20 protein-coding genes and 1 riboswitch are annotated in these 16,437 nt (G+C 34.3%); of the genes, 14 read left to right on the forward strand and 6 right to left on the reverse strand.

All coding sequences use genetic code 11. The annotated features are described in order from the left end of the window. The first annotated feature begins 17 nt into the window (after nt 1-17). Complete coding sequence (locus BK577_RS20245; RefSeq protein ID WP_078434616.1) at nt 18-758, forward strand: nucleotidyltransferase domain-containing protein; 741 nt, start codon at nt 18-20, stop codon at nt 756-758. Between the two features lie 29 nt (nt 759-787). Here the strand turns inward: BK577_RS20245 and BK577_RS20250 are convergent, their stop codons facing one another. Continuing rightward, nucleotides 788-970 (reverse strand): Fur-regulated basic protein FbpA, encoded by a 183-nt coding sequence (locus BK577_RS20250; protein ID WP_078434617.1) that lies wholly within the window; start codon nt 968-970, stop codon nt 788-790. 259 nt (nt 971-1,229) lie between these two features. On the opposite strand from BK577_RS20250, the gene BK577_RS20255 reads away from it, so the two are divergent. From BK577_RS20255 to thiC, 5 genes are all read left to right on the forward strand, one after another. Further along, the gene (locus tag BK577_RS20255) at nt 1,230-1,511 is read left to right on the forward strand and encodes a hypothetical protein (protein ID WP_078434618.1); all 282 of its coding nucleotides are present in this window, start codon (nt 1,230-1,232) and stop codon (nt 1,509-1,511) included. 186 nt (nt 1,512-1,697) lie between these two features. Further along, nucleotides 1,698-2,036, forward strand: a complete 339-nt coding sequence (locus tag BK577_RS20260; protein WP_034332213.1) for a MerR family transcriptional regulator — start codon at nt 1,698-1,700, stop codon at nt 2,034-2,036. 377 nt (nt 2,037-2,413) lie between these two features. Then, a complete protein-coding gene (locus tag BK577_RS20265) occupies nt 2,414-2,587 on the forward strand; it encodes an aspartyl-phosphate phosphatase Spo0E family protein (RefSeq protein ID WP_078434619.1) in 174 nt (57 codons plus the stop codon). 133 nt (nt 2,588-2,720) lie between these two features. Then, entirely contained in the window at nt 2,721-3,377 is a 657-nt protein-coding gene (locus BK577_RS20270) for an MOSC domain-containing protein (protein ID WP_078434620.1), read from the forward strand. A 189-nt stretch (nt 3,378-3,566) separates the two neighbouring features. Beyond that, nucleotides 3,567-3,682: riboswitch (TPP riboswitch) on the forward strand. A 128-nt stretch (nt 3,683-3,810) separates the two neighbouring features. Further along, nucleotides 3,811-5,562: a phosphomethylpyrimidine synthase ThiC gene (gene thiC, locus BK577_RS20275; RefSeq protein ID WP_078434621.1), complete on the forward strand. Its 1,752-nt coding sequence runs from the start codon at nt 3,811-3,813 to the stop codon at nt 5,560-5,562. Between the two features lie 49 nt (nt 5,563-5,611). On the opposite strand, the gene BK577_RS20280 is transcribed toward thiC, so the two are convergent. From BK577_RS20280 to BK577_RS20295, 4 genes are all read right to left on the reverse strand, one after another. Beyond that, on the reverse strand, nt 5,612-6,016 hold the full coding sequence (locus BK577_RS20280) for a YmaF family protein (protein WP_245823593.1): 405 nt from the start codon (nt 6,014-6,016) through the stop codon (nt 5,612-5,614). Between the two features lie 96 nt (nt 6,017-6,112). Then, the gene (locus BK577_RS20285; RefSeq protein ID WP_078434623.1) at nt 6,113-7,225 is read right to left on the reverse strand and encodes a Ger(x)C family spore germination protein; all 1,113 of its coding nucleotides are present in this window, start codon (nt 7,223-7,225) and stop codon (nt 6,113-6,115) included. Continuing rightward, the gene (locus tag BK577_RS20290; protein ID WP_169908414.1) at nt 7,222-8,316 is read right to left on the reverse strand and encodes a GerAB/ArcD/ProY family transporter; all 1,095 of its coding nucleotides are present in this window, start codon (nt 8,314-8,316) and stop codon (nt 7,222-7,224) included. Before BK577_RS20290 ends, BK577_RS20285 begins: the two co-directional genes overlap by 4 nt. 40 nt (nt 8,317-8,356) lie before the next feature. Next, nucleotides 8,357-9,688: a spore germination protein gene (locus tag BK577_RS20295; protein ID WP_078434625.1), complete on the reverse strand. Its 1,332-nt coding sequence runs from the start codon at nt 9,686-9,688 to the stop codon at nt 8,357-8,359. Nucleotides 9,689-9,850: 162 nt separating this feature from the next. Between BK577_RS20295 and BK577_RS20300 the strand changes: the two genes are divergently transcribed. The 7 genes from BK577_RS20300 (at nt 9,851) to BK577_RS26165 (ending at nt 14,977) form a co-directional block, all read left to right on the forward strand. Then, nucleotides 9,851-10,807 (forward strand): processed acidic surface protein, encoded by a 957-nt coding sequence (locus BK577_RS20300; protein ID WP_169908415.1) that lies wholly within the window; start codon nt 9,851-9,853, stop codon nt 10,805-10,807. A 1-nt stretch (nt 10,808) separates the two neighbouring features. Beyond that, nucleotides 10,809-11,402: a class D sortase gene (locus BK577_RS20305; RefSeq protein ID WP_078434627.1), complete on the forward strand. Its 594-nt coding sequence runs from the start codon at nt 10,809-10,811 to the stop codon at nt 11,400-11,402. A gap of 65 nt (nt 11,403-11,467) precedes the next feature. Then, entirely contained in the window at nt 11,468-13,138 is a 1,671-nt protein-coding gene (locus BK577_RS20310) for a ribonuclease J (protein ID WP_078434628.1), read from the forward strand. 145 nt (nt 13,139-13,283) lie between these two features. Beyond that, entirely contained in the window at nt 13,284-13,802 is a 519-nt protein-coding gene (locus BK577_RS20315; protein ID WP_078434629.1) for a hypothetical protein, read from the forward strand. A gap of 207 nt (nt 13,803-14,009) precedes the next feature. Continuing rightward, nucleotides 14,010-14,444, forward strand: coding sequence for a hypothetical protein (locus tag BK577_RS20320; protein WP_078434630.1), 435 nt, complete (start codon nt 14,010-14,012; stop codon nt 14,442-14,444). Beyond that, the gene (locus BK577_RS20325) at nt 14,432-14,722 is read left to right on the forward strand and encodes a YxcD family protein (RefSeq protein ID WP_078434631.1); all 291 of its coding nucleotides are present in this window, start codon (nt 14,432-14,434) and stop codon (nt 14,720-14,722) included. The genes BK577_RS20320 and BK577_RS20325 overlap by 13 nt, the downstream gene beginning before the upstream one ends. A gap of 87 nt (nt 14,723-14,809) precedes the next feature. Beyond that, the gene (locus BK577_RS26165) at nt 14,810-14,977 is read left to right on the forward strand and encodes a hypothetical protein (protein ID WP_169908417.1); all 168 of its coding nucleotides are present in this window, start codon (nt 14,810-14,812) and stop codon (nt 14,975-14,977) included. A gap of 5 nt (nt 14,978-14,982) precedes the next feature. Here BK577_RS26165 and BK577_RS20330 read toward each other — a convergent pair whose 3' ends face one another. Further along, nucleotides 14,983-16,023 (reverse strand): M42 family metallopeptidase, encoded by a 1,041-nt coding sequence (locus BK577_RS20330; protein WP_245823547.1) that lies wholly within the window; start codon nt 16,021-16,023, stop codon nt 14,983-14,985. A gap of 188 nt (nt 16,024-16,211) precedes the next feature. Between BK577_RS20330 and BK577_RS20335 the strand changes: the two genes are divergently transcribed. Next, nucleotides 16,212-16,433, forward strand: a complete 222-nt coding sequence (locus BK577_RS20335) for a hypothetical protein (RefSeq protein WP_026559995.1) — start codon at nt 16,212-16,214, stop codon at nt 16,431-16,433. The last annotated feature ends 4 nt before the right edge of the window (nt 16,434-16,437 follow it).

Below are 16,437 nucleotides of genomic sequence, written 5' to 3' on the forward strand. Positions count from 1 at the left end.
AGAAATGAGGGTAAAGCATGTACAAGGAGATACAAAATATCTTATATGAATTAGAAAAACAAGAAAAAATACACATTTTATTCGCTTGTGAATCTGGAAGTCGAGCATGGAATTTACATGAAAAGAAAAGCGATTATGATATTAGATGCATTTATAAGCATGAAAAAGAGTGGTATTTGCAATTATATGAAGGTCGAGATGTTATAGAGAGTTCGTTTAATAGTTTTGAGATTGTTGGATGGGATCTCAAGAAGGCCTTGCGATTACTGAATAAGTCAAACCCTACTCTTATGGAATGGCTTTATTCACCTATCATTTATCGAAACAATTTAATGTTTACCGAAGAATTAAAAAGCTTAGCCAGTCAATCGTTTTCACCTTATTCTGTCCTTCATCATTATCTTAGTATGGCTAAAAAAAATCACATACGTTTAAAACAAGCTGACAGTTGTACAGCTAAAATGTATTTGTCCGTCTTAAAACCTTTGCAAATTTGTTTTTGGATTATTGAAAAAGATGATTTTCCACCTATCGGCTTACACATTTTTTATACGAGTCACGCAACCCCAGTCATTGAAGAGGAAATGAAAAAAGTCATTCTTCAGAAACAATCGGGACAAAATTTCACCTCAAAACCCTTGCTGCATTATATAGAATCAAGCATAAAGACACTAGGAGAAATTGCAAAAGAAGGGCGAAAAAATGATTCAAACATATCGAAGGAATTAACTGATTTTTTTATTAGGATGATCAATTAAGGAAAGGACTCCACCCTAATAAGGAGTCCTCAGGTTGTAGAAGCTTTTCTCTTTACCTTAGGGATGTTGTGATAAAAATAATTATACTCATTTTTCAATTCGGTTAATGTCATTTTATTCATTACCTGACTATTATAAACGCCAATTGCCAGTAGTTTTTGTGAGTAGTAATTTCTTTGCTCCTCAAGTGCAGTTTGTAACACTTTGCTCATAGCACTCAACTCCATATAATTTTTTACAACTTTAAATTTACCTCAAAATTGTTATGTGACAGTTAACGCAATGTTAAGATTTTCTTTAGAGATATTAAGATTGTATTAAGTGAGACTTACCGGACCTTAACGGGCAGTTACCTCCCACTCAACTTCTTTGCTTCTCTCGAATCTTTCGTTAAGAGTTTTACTGATGAATTTGTTTAAATTTTCAAAACTTTGTCGAGAATAGTTTCAATAACACATGGAGTTGAAACTAATGACAATTAAAGTGATTGCTTTGAAACAACATCTTTCTCAAACAAAGGTTTATTATCTTAACTTAGCTGAACCAAAAAACCAACAACTATATATGATGATTTTTGAAAAAGGAGAATTATTGACTTTAACCTCCTACAATACACGTAAAGATCAATACGAAGAGGTTACTTCTTTATTCCCGAAATCCTTCCTTCAAAACCTTTCAGAACATATCTATTTTCAAATAAATAGTAAGTCCTATAGCGATGAAGCAGACCCACATAAAAAATCTATCCTCTAATGTTATAAACCTCAACTAAGCGTATGCCCTTTTACCTCTAACTATGATTCATTTACTCCTACTGTAAAAAAACCTCACATCTTTTTACAAATATATATTTCCATGTTAGAATTTCTTACATAAAAGAAGTCATTAATGACAAAACAGGATATACTTGTAAAAAGAAATGTTTAAGGGGTGGAGATATTGAATCATCAAGACCGCTCTTATAAGGATAAAAAGGTGATTTCTATAGGAACAGTAAGCGAACTAACCGGATTAACTTTAAGACAAATTCGTTATTATGAAGAAAGAAAACTAATTGCTCCGTATCGAAATGATCGTGGTACGCGTAAATATTCGTTTTCCGATATTGAAACATTGATGGACATTGCTGATAAACGAGAGGATGGTGTACAAACAACAGAGATCTTAAAGGAAATGCGTTTAAAAGAAAGGAAAAGGGAAAGTGAAGCAGATGTTCGGAAAAAGATGCTTCAAGGTCAGTTAAATGCACAATTCAGATATGGACGTGGAGGACATTGATTACAATAGGCTTCCCTCATAGATATTCAGGAGAAATCCCTGGTTTTTCTTATATGATCATCCTTAAAAGGGTAATGATATTAGTAATAGGAAAATAGACGCTACAGCGAATCATCATACTTCCTGTAGCGTTTTACATATTCAATCCCTCTTTACAGGACATTCCTCATATACACACTACACCATCTCCCTCATCTTCTACTCCCCAACACAAGATCTGCATCCCACTTACTTTTTGGTTACTAAGTATAGTATTTCGACTTTTTTTTGCGAAAATAGGAAAAAAAACACAGTAATCTATTTACTTTTTTAAATATTATCAGATAATAAAGGTACTAGGATCATTTTACCTAGATGTTTACTGTGAGGTGTTCATTGTGAAAGCACTAGATACCCTAATAGAAGAATATCGAAACAAAATGTTTTTGATTGCCAGAGAAGATGGTTTAAATTCACATCGAACATTAATAGCAAGTCAATACTTAGATGAATTATTGAATATAAAAATGACTGAATGTAAAACTACAAGTAAGCAAATAGAAAAACATTAGAAATCAAATGAAATAACAGAAAAATACATCAATGGGAAACCTTGATGTATTTTTTATCCTATCAGAAATTAGGACTAAGTCCTTCCCTATCTTTCCACTCTAATTTTAGAATTTTGTAAAGGAAGTGATATCATTGGATCGTGAAATTGTTTGGTTAAGTAAGGGAACACCCTCTACCCTTACTTATAAAGGAAAGGAATTCAAATCAGGTATAGCAAAAAATCAAGTAAATGAACTAAAAGTCATGTCAAATGGAATTATCGGTGATGATGTTGAAAATCATGATTTTCATGGCGGTTCTGAACGGGTGATTTGCGTATATGCATATGAACATTATGGTTTTTGGGAAAAGCTTTATCAAACTGTACTTCCCAAAGCAGCATTTGGTGAAAATCTAACATTAACTGGAATGACAGAAAAAGATGTATGTGTTGGTGATATTTTCCAAATAGGTGATGCAATTGTTCAGGTTTCTCAGGGGAGATTCCCATGCTCTACTATTAATAAATACACAAACATTCATACCCTTTTAAATAAAATTATTGAATACGGCCACACAGGTTATTTTTTTCGTGTGTTAGAAGAAGGAGTAATTTATTCTAACTCCTCTATTAAATTACTGGAAAAACATTCAGAGGAAATATCAATTAGCACCGTCCATCATACTTATTTTCATGAAAAAAATAATATTAAAAGAATTGAATCGATCTTAACATTAGATGTTCTTTCTGATGAATGGATGGTTCGAATGAAGAAATTACATAAATCGTTAGTAGAAAAGTCCATTTAACCTATAAAATGGAGGCAAAATGCTGTCTATCGTTCAAATTTACTATCTAATTTTTTGAAAAATGTCAGGCTTTCCCTCATTTATGAGAGAAAGCCTTTATGTATTTCAAAACATTCAGATAGTACAAAAGATTCTGTTGACTTACCTCTTTACTGTGATATGATTAACCTTGTTTAAAACCAAATTACCATTATCTACTAGGGGAGTCCATTAGCCTGGACTGAGAGAAGAACGCGTTTGAAGTTCTTTGACCCTTTGAACCTGATCTGGATGATACCAGCGTAGGGAAGTGGGAATAGACTAAAAAAGGGTTTTTGCATGCACCCCTTTTTATTATTTTTCCTACATCTACCGAACGGGTTCTGAATTTCAGAACCCGTTTTTCTATTCTTCCGTTTCAATCAAGTAGATGAATTTTTAGGAGGAGATTTAGATGAAGATTACGGTAAAGCAACCTTTTCCGGGCAGCAAGAAAATTTATGTACAAGGTAGTCATTCTGACATTCAAGTACCTATGAGAGAAATTTCACAAGGAGAAACACTTAATACTTTCGAGAAAAAAGAGAATCTACCTGTACAGGTATATGATACTAGTGGACCTTATACAGATCAGCATGTTGAAATTAATATTTCGAAGGGGCTACGTAGAATAAGGGAAAATTGGATAAAAAATCGACAGGATGTTGAACATTATGCAGGTCGGAAAACAAAACCAGAAGATAACGGGTATAAATCGGCACTTCCCAAAACAATCGATGTATTCCCTTCAGAAGCTATAACACCACTTGTAGCTAAAAAAGGCAAAAGAGTTACCCAGCTTCATTATGCACGACAAGGAATTATTACACCAGAAATGGAGTTTATTGCGATTCGTGAGCAAATGGATCCTGAATTTGTTCGGAATGAGGTTGCTTGTGGCCGTGCTATTATACCGTCAAATATTAATCATCCCGAAAGTGAACCAATGATTATCGGAAAAAACTTTCATGTCAAAATTAATGCAAATATCGGAAATTCTGCTGTTTCTTCTTCAATTGATGAGGAAGTTGAAAAAATGACATGGGCCATTCGCTGGGGTGCTGATACGATTATGGATTTATCAACTGGAAAGAACATTCACACAACAAGAGAATGGATCATACGTAATTCTCCTGTTCCTGTTGGTACCGTACCAATTTACCAGGCATTAGAAAAGGTAAGCGGAATTGCCGAGGATTTAACATGGGAAGTGTATCGTGACACACTTATTGAACAAGCAGAGCAAGGTGTCGACTATTTCACTATTCATGCAGGTGTGCTTTTGCACTATATACCTCTTACTGCTAACCGGACAACAGGAATCGTATCTCGAGGAGGTTCCATTTTGGCCCAGTGGTGTTTAGCTCATCATAGAGAAAATTTCTTGTATACTCACTTTCGTGAAATATGCGAAATTTTATCAGCATATGATATTGCCGTTTCATTAGGTGATGGGTTACGTCCCGGCTCAATTGCTGATGCAAATGATGAAGCACAGTTTGCAGAACTAGAAACACTAGGAGAGCTTACGAAAATCGCTTGGGAGTATGACGTTCAAGTCATGATTGAAGGACCTGGACATGTTCCTATGCACTTAATTAAAGAAAATGTCGAGAAGCAACAAACTATTTGCCAAGAAGCTCCCTTTTACACTTTAGGACCGCTAACAACTGATATCGCCCCAGGTTATGACCATATTACTTCAGCGATAGGGGCAGCAATGATCGGTTGGTTTGGAACTGCGATGTTATGCTATGTGACACCTAAGGAACATCTCGGCTTACCAAATAAAGAGGATGTTCGGGAAGGAGTTATTGCTTATAAAATCGCTGCACATGCCGCCGATTTAGCCAAAGGGCATCCAGGTGCCCAACAACGAGATGATGCACTTTCAAAGGCACGGTTTGAATTTAGATGGCGTGATCAATTCAATCTTTCTCTTGATCCTGAAAGAGCAATGGAATATCATGATGAAACATTACCAGCTGAAGGGGCAAAAACAGCCCACTTTTGTTCAATGTGTGGACCAAAGTTTTGTTCAATGAGAATTTCTCATGATATTAAAAATAAAGTTAATAATCTAGATTCAGATGAAGAAATACGTCAAAAGGGTATGGAAGAAAAAGCAAAGGAATTTGCCGAATGGGGTTCACAAATATACAGATAACATGTTAGGGATTTATCTGCTTGGGTAAATCCCTTCCTTCTTCACCTTTTTAGCATTTTTCTATAAAACTTCTAAAAAATGGATCCACTCCAACTATATCAAGCGTTCGACCAGAAAACGTGTGATCATGTTTCGGACGTTCACTATTCCCATACATTACACCACCATACTGAGGTAAAACAGCCTCATCATAGTTATAATATGTACGGCTCTCAAACAAATGATAGTGGCCACCATTTTGTAAAGGAATTGCAGGACCTGTTTCTCCATAAAAGCGGTGATAATGGTTATTCGTACTCATCGTCACACCTCTAAAGTAATGCCGATGACGATCAAAGCTATTTCCATTTACAGTTAAGGTAAAGCCCTTTAATAGATGATCATGCTCTTTCGATACCGATGTTTTCGCTTCAAACCGATGTGCGTGATGGGGCTTAACTGTACCTATTTGCATCAAATGAATCAACTCCTTATTTTGTTATTACTTCATATGAAGTAATAACAAAATAAGGAAGTTGTCCATACTATTCATTCCAAATAAATTATACAGTTATTCCGGATACCCTTCTTGGTCCTGAATGATTCCAACATTTTTCATTTTCACTTGTGTATTCACCTTAATATCAGCTAATGGATAAATACGTTCCCATTCCTCTATCTTTGCAGATTCCTTTCCTGTATGTGAAGCGCGGTACCTCAATCCAAACCCGACTGGGTCAACTTTTTCCTTTTGAAATAAACGCAATATATCTTCCATTTGACTTGTCACTTCTTTTTCGATATTTTTTTCATATTCCGTTTTTTTCTGATCATCTAACACATCAAAAGATTCTTCTACGACTCCGCTTATTTCTATATTAAGATCGATGTTTGTTGTCTTATTTTCAGATTGTATTTCATATGTAGTTCGAACCTGATCAGTCGAGAAAACAAAGTATGGTGCTTGATTTTCTTTTTCTACTTTTATTTCTGTTTTTGATGTATTATTGGTGATCATATTAAAGTACTTTGTTTGCTCCCCTTCTAATAGTAGAACTTGTTTTGAATCAGAAAAAACAGCTAACCGGTTTGTTGAAAAATTTTGGTCTTCCGCATCAATAATTGGTAATATCGGATCAATTCCCCGTTCATTACGAAGTCTTATTAATTTATATAAATAAACAGAACTAATATATGGTGTTTCTGTGCCTTCATTTCCAAATGTTAAAAACAAAGAATTTGAAGGAAGTCTCTCCCCCATAGGTTTTGCTTCAAGGATTTTTTTTGCACTGGGACTCCCGATAGCCGTCCATGCAATTTCTTGTATATCTCTTCTTCTGCTAAACCAATCTACAATATTTGATAAATCTTCTTTCACTAACGAACTACCGAATATAATCATCTTGGCATGACCAAAGTCAAGTTCCTTATCAACTTTGGATTTTATCATTCTAACAGCTTCAGATACCGTTTGTGCTGATTCAGTCAAAATCTCAGCTTCATCGCTTCCTGTTTTCACATCACTGCTTGGAACTGCTAGTTTTAAGGAAATTTCATACATATCGTTTTGACCTTTATCTACACCTATCGAAACGACAAAATATCTCTTGTCGATATCTTTGTAACCGCAACCCGATAAAAAGAAGATAGAACATGACACAAACAATACTAATACTTTATTCATTTTGCCGGCTTGTCCCTTCTTTTTAAAATGACTTTTAATAAAACGATGCCCATTATTTGTGCAGGTAATAAAACCATCATCCAAATCCTTGCTATCCTTCCAACCATCTCAACATCAAGAAAGTATTGGCTTATTAGTCCCAATAAAGAAAAAACAACCAATATGATCATTGGTGTATAATCCTTTTTCTTTATCTTAACGCTTGGAAAAATCGATTTTAACTGCTCCATCCCCACATGCCAATGCAATGTTACACTCGCAATTGAAATATTAATATACAAACCTAAGAATAAAAAACTTACCCGTTCAATAAAACCAAGTTCTATTCTTAAAGCTTCAGTTGTGGCAATCCAAGGAAAAGTGTATATTCCTATTCCGTCAAATCCATGCACACCGATAGGTATGAAAAAAGTAGTAACTAATGTAATGAAACCAAGAAAACTTAAAATAAAAATTGAAAAACCAACTTTCACCTCTTTAAAGTATCGATTAAAAATAACAAGATTTGCATATCCAGTATAAACAAACGATGCTGTTGAAATCGTTTCAAAATTCGGGATTTCCTGATAGTATGTCAGTGCAACACGGGCTGAATCCCAAATAATTTCATGGTTTGTATAAGTCTTAAATATGATAAACGCAATAAAAGGGAGGTTTAATAATAAAATGATTTCTATAGCATACAGAACGTGTTTGGAATTCATTAATGCTCCAAAGAAGATTATAACCAAAAAGGAAATCATAATAACCAGTTCATCTAATTCCGGATTGATATATTGTTTTGAAATATGTGTAAATATGGTTAACGTTACAAAGCCGGCAATAAACCATAAAAACCCCTGAAAAAATAAATAAAAAAAACGAAACCATTTTTTTGTATACTTTTCGAGAATTTCAGGTATACCCTGTTCCGGAAATTCACTGATATATTTCACAAAAAAGAATATCAGTAACATTCCAATCGGTAGACTGATAAACATGCCAAGTAAAGCACCATTACTTCTGTTTTCAATTAAAACAGTTGGAACATATGCGACAATATTTGTGAGCATATTTAAAATGAGCATAATATAAAAGTATCGTTTCGACATCATCAACTTCCTAATCTATTTTTAAGCTTCATATGCATTTTTATTTTCTGAATTGTTCTCCATTAAAAAATGCCAAATAAGGCCTGCCAAAGCTATTTAAACTTACCAAATAATAAATGATCCCGATTAAACCAACAATCACTCCAATTAAGCCAGTTAAAGTGGAGACTATTAACAGCAAATACTTTGTGACCCTCATTGCGAAGCCCATTTCATTAATCGGGATCACAAAATTGGAAATGGCTACTGCTGAAACAATAATAATCATAATATTACTTACCAGACCTGCCTCTGTTGCAGCTTGTCCTAAAATAAGCCCACCAACAGTTGTAGCAGTCGGACCAATTGCTTTTGGTAATCTGATACTGGCTTCTGTTAACAATTCCATCATAATAAGCATAAAAAATACTTCGATATAGGCAGGATATGGTACAGACATTCTGCTGCCAGCAATGGACAATGCCAATTGAACACGAAATAGCTCAGGATTATAAGCTGTTATACCAACATACATTGCCGGCAGTAAAAGGGCAGTTCCCAACCCCAGATATCGTAGTAAGACTAAAAATCTTGCAACCCATGAAGGTAAATAAAGATCATCCATGGAACTCATAAAATCATAGAAAACAGAAGGTAAAATTAACGCAAATCTTGTCCCTTCCATAATGACAATTACCTTACCTTTTGAAAGATTATAAGCGATTCGGTCGGGTCGTTCTGTTATAACTATTGTCGGAAACAGAAACGACTTATGCCTAGTAATCATCCTTGATAGCTGTGAAACGGATTGTACAACATCTTTATCGATTTCATTTAGTCTTTGATAAAGTTCTTGTAATACTTCTTCATCTACTTCTTTCGAATCATAGAGAATCTTTAACCCCATCTGTGATTTCTTTCCAACTCTATAATCATCAAATGCAAGTGAAGATTGATGATACCTGTGGCGAATTATATTCATATTTGTTTCGAGGTCTTCACTTAATCCTGTTTGTGGACCTTGAATAGTCGTTTCAATTGTTGTATCAGGTATCGCCTTATTAAGTATTTTTTTAACATCAAGAATGAGATGAAGATTATTTAAAAAAATAAGGACTGAACCTTTTAGCAATAGCTCAACGGGATTGTCACTATCCTCAATCTTTCGAATTCCCGATAATGATAACAAATAGTCCGTATATCCCCCATTCTCTATTTCCTCATAAAAAGGTACATAAAGATCTTTGTGAATTTTCTCTACATCACAAATGCTACTTATATAACATAACTCACATATCTTCCCCCCAGCTTCTATTCTTTGGTTCACCAAATCAGGAGAGCCTGTTAATTCTTTTTTTATATCATTTATCATTTCTTGCTTAGATTTGAACATAGCTTAAACTCCCCACCTGGTCTTACTTTAGATTTATCGTTTGCTATAAATGGTAAATCATACATTAAAATCAAATTATTCACATTCCTTCCTTTTAAATGAATAAATCAAAACATTAAAAACACATACTATCATCATCTATGTATGCCGGAGGGAAGACTAATGAAAAAGTTTTTTGTAGTGAATCTTTTTTTCCTATGTTTCTTATGTCAAACAACTCAAGCAGCACCACCGCAAGATGAAGTAAACAAAATCCTTTCAGAAATAAATTGGACACAGCAAGAATTAACTAATTATCTCGAGTATTATGAATTAACCCTGGATGATTTTGAAACTGGTGATGACCTGCGCATGATTTTAGGCACAGCAATTACTCCAGAAAACTTAGCGGAACTTTTACAACAATATGAAATGAACAGACAAGAATTGGATATTGTTCTAGCTGAATTCGGTGAAACAATAGAGGATTATTATTTTATTGAGGATCTTGATGTTGCCTTGAATTTTTACTTAGATCATGATGGTGAAATGGCTGAAATTGAAGAATTTTTATCTTTAATCGGGCTAACGGAGGAAGAAGTAGATGCCCTTTTTACCCACTTTATGGAGTTAGATGAAAAAAAACTCGAACAACAGATGGAAACTATTATATCCCGTTTAAATCCTTACTTAACGATGGGCGATATGACTGTATTATCAGAAGCACAGCAAGATGAAATGATTGGTCTCTTTCAAGAGATTATGAATGCATTAAATCTAAAAGCCCAGTTTACTTTGGTAGATAACAATGATGTTGAAACCGACGTCACATTCAAGCAATTAATGAATATGGAGGAATTATACAATAATGACCTACTTATTGCTCTCTATAGTCTTCAAGGAGAACTTATTTTAGATATGCGGTTATCCGAAGATATGCTTAGCTCAGAATTTTTTATTGAATCAGGAATTGAATTTGCTAAGCTAGGAGATTTAGCAGGAGAATTAACGAATATACTGCATGATCGTCTACCTGATACAGCCTCTTCTATATGGATAAATTTGATAATCGGTTTCATACTAGTAGGTATTGGTGTTACGGGTATCTTGTTTATAAGAAGGGGAAGACAGGTGGGGTAAAATGATCACTCGTTTTGTTTCATTTCTATCCTTTGGGTTCATAATTGTTGGATGTAGCTTTATTATCTATCAATCCTATTGGCTATCAAATATGTTTCTATCTGTTGAACAGGATGTTCATGCCCCTTATTCAAAACCTGGTATAGGGAAAGCATTTCAGACAGTGACTTCTTTTCCTATTGAAGAAGGTGAAAAAATAGGTATCCTCTCCATTCCAAAACTTGAGAAAACTCTACCTATTTATGAAGGGGTAGGTGAAGACATACTAAAAAAAGGAATTGGTCACATTCCTTCTACACCCCTACCTGGTCAACAAAGTAATGCAGTATTATCCGGTCACCGAGATACATTTTTTCGAGGGCTTGATCGCTTAAAAATAGGTGATTCACTCATTGTAACAAGTAATAATAAAACATATATTTTTAAAATTAAGAAAATCCGAATTGTCGATAAGAATGATCAAACTGTTATCGTTCCAAAGCCAAGAAGTACATTAACACTTACAACTTGTTACCCTTTTACTTATATCGGCCCTGCACCTCAACGATATATTATTGAAGCACAACTACTGACTAAGCCAAAGATCGAACAATAAGTAATGTAGTGAGGAGAAAATAGATTTTCGATAACAATCAATACTAGTCTAGGAGGACACAAAGGATGACACAAAAAGAACAACTATCTATTTTTGCATTAGGCGGTGTTAACGAAATTGGAAAAAACATGTATGTTGTTCAATATTCGAACGAAATTTTCATCATTGATTGTGGAGGGAAATTTCCTGATGAAAGTTTATTAGGAATAGATTTAATTATTCCTGATCTCTCTTATTTAGAGGAAAACCAAGATAAAATTAAAGCGCTTATTGTTACACATGGACATGAAGATCATATAGGAGGTATCCCCTATTTCCTTAAAAAATTGAATGTTCCTATATATGCAACACGTTTTACATTAGGCTTGATTGAATTAAAACTGATAGAGCATAACCTTTTAAGAGATACTGAACTGATACAAATTGATTCTACATCACAAATTCCATTTGAGAATGTAAATGTGAGTTTTTTTAAAACAAATCACAGTATTCCAGATTGCTTAGGAATTGTGTTTCATACACCTGAAGGAAATGTTGTTCACACAGGTGATTTTAAATTCGATTTAACTCCAGTGAATAACCAACATTCAGATATTCACAAAATGGCTGAAATTGGGAGGCAAGGCGTTCTAGTACTCTTATCAGAGAGTACTAATGCAGAGCGTTCAGGCTTAACTCCTTCTGAAAAAATGGTTGGCGAGCACATGGATGAAGCGTTTATGAAGGCAAATCGAAAGGTAATCGTCTCTACATTTGCTTCCAATGTAAACAGAGTTCAGCAAGTTGTCGATGCTGCAAGGAAAACAAACCGAAAACTTGCTTTATTAGGTAGAAGTATGGTAAATGTCATTGACGTTGCTATGGAGCGCGGGTATGTAAATATCCCTGAAGGAATGTTGATACAACCACAGCAAATTCATGAACTTGAACCTGAAAATGTAGCCATTCTTTGTACAGGAAGTCAGGGAGAGCCGATGGCAGCACTTGCCCGCCTTTCGACCGCAAATTACCGCGATGCAGAAATACTTGCTGGTGATACGGTTATTTTAGCAGCATCTCCTATTCCAGGTAACGAACGGAATGTATCACGGATTATTGACAACTTATTTTCATTGGGGGCAAAAGTTATCTATGGATCTGGTAGCTCAACAGGTATGCATGTGTCAGGTCATGGATATCAAGAGGACCTAAAGCTAATGCTTACGTTAATGATGCCAAAATACTTCATTCCAATTCACGGCGAGTACAGAATGCTTCATCAACATCAACTGCTAGCTGAATCGGTGGGAGTAGAAAAAGGTCATACATTCATTGTCAACTTAGGTGATGTTGTTGACATTGCCGGTCAACAGGCTTATCAGACTCGGAAAGTTCCAGCTGGTAATACATATGTCGACGGTATAGGTGTTGGAGATGTAGGTGACATTATCTTACGGGATCGCAAACAACTTTCAGAGGATGGAATGCTTGTCATCGTTGTTACACTAAGCAAAACAGATCGAAGTATCATCTCTGGTCCAGACACAATATCAAGAGGATTTGTATACGCTAGAGATTCTGAAGCATTATTAAAGGATGTCAATCGTCAAGTTGAAAGAATTGTAAAAGATCTGCAAAAAGAACGAGTGCATCAGTGGAATATCATGAAACAAAGCATCAAGAAAACACTTGGACAATATCTTTATAAACATACGAAAAGAAAGCCAATGATTCTTCCAATTATTATTGAAGTATAAAGAGGCGGTTATATCGCCCTTTCTCTTCGCTATACATCTTGACTTTTCCAGACTTTCACTTTATAATATTACACTGTTTGTTATTAGCACTTATTATCTAGTCTAATAAAATCGTGAAATCAGATAAATGAGAGGAGTGGAGGAGATGTATAAACTACTTGAAGCCGATCATCATTCTAAAAATCCTGACGTATTAAAGGAAGAATTAGAGGATCTGGAGTTTCAGGTATTTCGCATGCAAGATAATTTAAAAGAGATTGCGAAAAAAAGTAAAGTTTTAGGTGTTGACCAAGCAAATAATGAAAAGCTTGTGATTGTTTACACACCAGAAGACGATCAATCATGTAAAATTATGTTATGTGATTGTGAAACATCTTATAAAGGTAGTTGGGACTTTTCAATTCAGGCAACATATGCTGATGAAAGTACAATTCATATCGGTGACATTAAAGGACCTGCAAATAAAGGCTACGGTACAATCTGTATGGATTATTTAAAAGAGCTGGCTATTGAACAAAACATACCAAAGATTACCGGTGATATCGCTGAAAGAGACTGGGACCATGTTGATCGACTTGTTCATTTTTATGAAAAAAATGATTTTTACGTTAAAGTAAATGACAAAGACAAGTCAGGCGAAATCATATGGATATCAAATCTATAATAATAGGAATGGATCATTTTGAATCAGTTTACGTCTGCACCTGAATTAAAATGATCTATTTTTGTATAAATTAAACTAAATTCAATGAATCTTTATGTTAATTCTTATAAAAACATTTTCAATAATGAAACCTTCTTATATTATAATCGTATTACATGTATCACATTAAATAGTGATGCTATAACCTACTAGGAGGAAATCAACAACATGTTTAAAAAATTATTTTCGGCAATGTTAGCACTCACTTTACTTCTTACCCCTGTTGGCGGATTTATGTTAGGAGACCAAGTTTCAACAGTCCAAGCAAAAGGCTACAAATCAGGAAAAAAGTCGTTTAATTCAAACACAAATTCTAACAGTCCTTCCTTATTTAAAAAGGAAGATTCTCAACAAAAATCTTCAACAACAAAAAGCACAACAACAAAACCTAAAACTGGTGGAATCATGAAAGGCTTATTTTTAGGTGGACTAGCAGGTCTATTACTTGGCGGATTATTATCGAATCTTGGAGTATTAGGTTCTATTATCGGCTTATTAATTAATGTGTTCGCAATTATGGCGGTTATCATGATTATTCGTAAGATTTTCACTTATTTTATGAAGAAACGTAAAGATAAGGAAGAAACTGCATGGGGCAAATAAAGATTTCCGAGCAAGATATTGTAAATGCGTTATGTTTACACATTGCCCATAAAAGACAAATTAGCCCTCAAGAGGTTGAAATCGAATTAATGTTTGATGATGATTATGGTTTTTCTGCTGAAGCTTATGTGAACGACCGCAAGCAGGTATTAATTACAGCAAATATCATTGAAGCTTTAAGATTCTGGCTCGAAAATGAAATGAATATTGATCCATTCTCTGCTGCAATTGAACTGCTTTTAGATGATAATGAAGGAATTATAGCCTATATAAAATAAAAACAGAGTCTGACTCTGTTTTTATTTTTTCCTGTTAAATCTGCTATATTGTAATAGTCTAACTTTTTTCAAAGGAGCTAATGATGTATGAGATCCCCAAAAGGACTTCTTATCGGTTCAGTAATCACAGATATTGTTTTAATAATCTATCTTTTTACTTTAATAGAAGAAATCGGATTAGGCTTTGTTATCTTACTATCAGCTTTACTTTTAGGAGCCACATTTCTTACCTATAAATTAACCTCAAAGATATAAATGTGTTAAATATTCATTTCTGATAAAACATAGCAATAAAGTAGTTTGGCTGTATGTTCTAATGAAGTAGTGTGAGTTCTTTCAAAAGCATGTGAAGCATCAATACCAGGTCCAATTAATCCGTGTACAAGGTCATGGCCTGAGCGGATAGCTGCTGAAGCATCTGAACCATAGTATGGATAGATATCTACTTTGTATTCAATATTATGCTTTTTCGCAAGTTCTACTAATTTTTTTCTTAACCCATAATGGTACGGCCCGCTTGAGTCCTTTGCACAAATTGATACCGTATATTCGTCTGTTGCTTGCCCGTCCCCTATTGCTCCCATATCTACTGCCAAATACTCGATTGTTTCAATAGGTATATTTGAATTACCTCCATAACCAATTTCCTCATTATTTGAAATAAGAAAATGGGTCGTATATGGTAGTTCGATCGATTCAAGCGATATTTTCTTGATTAAGTCTAATAATAAAGCAACACTTGCTTTATCATCCAAGTGACGGGATTTAATAAAACCACTTGTTGTGATTTCGACTCGTGGGTCAAATGAAATAAAATCTCCAACTTCTATACCTAATTCTCGGACATCCTGTGCATTATGTACACGTTCATCAATCCTGACTTCCATATTTTTCTGATTTCTCTCCAACTTCCCTGCTTCTTTATAAACATGGACAGATGTTTGATGCATTAAGATCGTTCCAGTATAAACTTGACCATTTGATGTTTCAATCTGACAATATTCACCTTCAATCGAGTTATAATTAAACCCTCCGATGAGATCAATCATTAATCGTCCATTGGATTTAATATCTTTTACGATTGCACCCAATGTATCGACATGTGCAGTAAGCATCCGGTGCAGGCTATCATTTTTTCCCGGTATTGTAACAATTAACCCACCTTTATGATTTCTTTTCATTTTCACCTGAAAGTCTTTAAGATACGATTCCACAAATGAAATTACTTTTTCGGTATTTCCTGAAGGACTTGGAATTTTCACTAATTTCTTTATTAATTGAAGTGTTTCTTTCATGAACATATCTCCTTTTTCATCATGTTGAATTATATTGTAACGCAGATTGGTAAAGAAACAAATTATTCAATTGTTATTATTATATTCCTTCCTGCTATTTCACTTTTCCCCCATGAATTTAAAGTACCGGATAATTTTTCTAGTTAAGGGAAACATTATAAATAGTTTAATTTAATGTAAAAGGAGATATCGTCATGGATTTACATCATAATATGGAATTTAAATTAAGCGGAAACTTCCTGCCGAATATCAGTAATTCAGATAAGCTTAAAATTGTTGAAATCTCTGATAAAAGTATTGTTATCCAAATGAATAACTCAAAAAGAAGAGGTGTTTTCCCAAAAGATAGTTTCCATTACTGGATTAATCGAAAATCACTAATCGCTATACAAGAAGACGAGAAAAAAACATCATAAATAG

The sequence above is a fragment of the Metabacillus halosaccharovorans genome, from assembly GCF_002019635.1.
In the GTDB taxonomy this organism is placed as follows: Bacteria; Bacillota; Bacilli; order Bacillales; family Bacillaceae; genus Metabacillus; species Metabacillus halosaccharovorans.

Bases quoted from the DNA above. Each gene is read 5' to 3' on its own strand.
- BK577_RS20305 (WP_078434627.1), top strand. From the start codon at position 10,809: ATGATCACTCGTTTTGTTTCATTTCTATCCTTTGGGTTCATAATTGTT.
- BK577_RS20330 (WP_245823547.1), bottom strand. From the start codon at position 16,023: ATGTTCATGAAAGAAACACTTCAATTAATAAAGAAATTAGTGAAAATT.
- BK577_RS20295 (WP_078434625.1), bottom strand. From the start codon at position 9,688: ATGTTCAAATCTAAGCAAGAAATGATAAATGATATAAAAAAAGAATTA.
- BK577_RS20320 (WP_078434630.1), top strand. From the start codon at position 14,010: ATGTTTAAAAAATTATTTTCGGCAATGTTAGCACTCACTTTACTTCTT.
- BK577_RS20280 (WP_245823593.1), bottom strand. From the start codon at position 6,016: ATGCAAATAGGTACAGTTAAGCCCCATCACGCACATCGGTTTGAAGCG.
- BK577_RS20255 (WP_078434618.1), top strand. From the start codon at position 1,230: ATGACAATTAAAGTGATTGCTTTGAAACAACATCTTTCTCAAACAAAG.
- BK577_RS20300 (WP_169908415.1), top strand. From the start codon at position 9,851: ATGAAAAAGTTTTTTGTAGTGAATCTTTTTTTCCTATGTTTCTTATGT.
- BK577_RS26165 (WP_169908417.1), top strand. From the start codon at position 14,810: ATGAGATCCCCAAAAGGACTTCTTATCGGTTCAGTAATCACAGATATT.
- BK577_RS20285 (WP_078434623.1), bottom strand. From the start codon at position 7,225: ATGAATAAAGTATTAGTATTGTTTGTGTCATGTTCTATCTTCTTTTTA.
- BK577_RS20290 (WP_169908414.1), bottom strand. From the start codon at position 8,316: ATGTCGAAACGATACTTTTATATTATGCTCATTTTAAATATGCTCACA.
- BK577_RS20335 (WP_026559995.1), top strand. From the start codon at position 16,212: ATGGATTTACATCATAATATGGAATTTAAATTAAGCGGAAACTTCCTG.
- BK577_RS20250 (WP_078434617.1), bottom strand. From the start codon at position 970: ATGAGCAAAGTGTTACAAACTGCACTTGAGGAGCAAAGAAATTACTAC.
- BK577_RS20325 (WP_078434631.1), top strand. From the start codon at position 14,432: ATGGGGCAAATAAAGATTTCCGAGCAAGATATTGTAAATGCGTTATGT.
- BK577_RS20310 (WP_078434628.1), top strand. From the start codon at position 11,468: ATGACACAAAAAGAACAACTATCTATTTTTGCATTAGGCGGTGTTAAC.
- BK577_RS20245 (WP_078434616.1), top strand. From the start codon at position 18: ATGTACAAGGAGATACAAAATATCTTATATGAATTAGAAAAACAAGAA.
- BK577_RS20315 (WP_078434629.1), top strand. From the start codon at position 13,284: ATGTATAAACTACTTGAAGCCGATCATCATTCTAAAAATCCTGACGTA.
- thiC (WP_078434621.1), top strand. From the start codon at position 3,811: ATGAAGATTACGGTAAAGCAACCTTTTCCGGGCAGCAAGAAAATTTAT.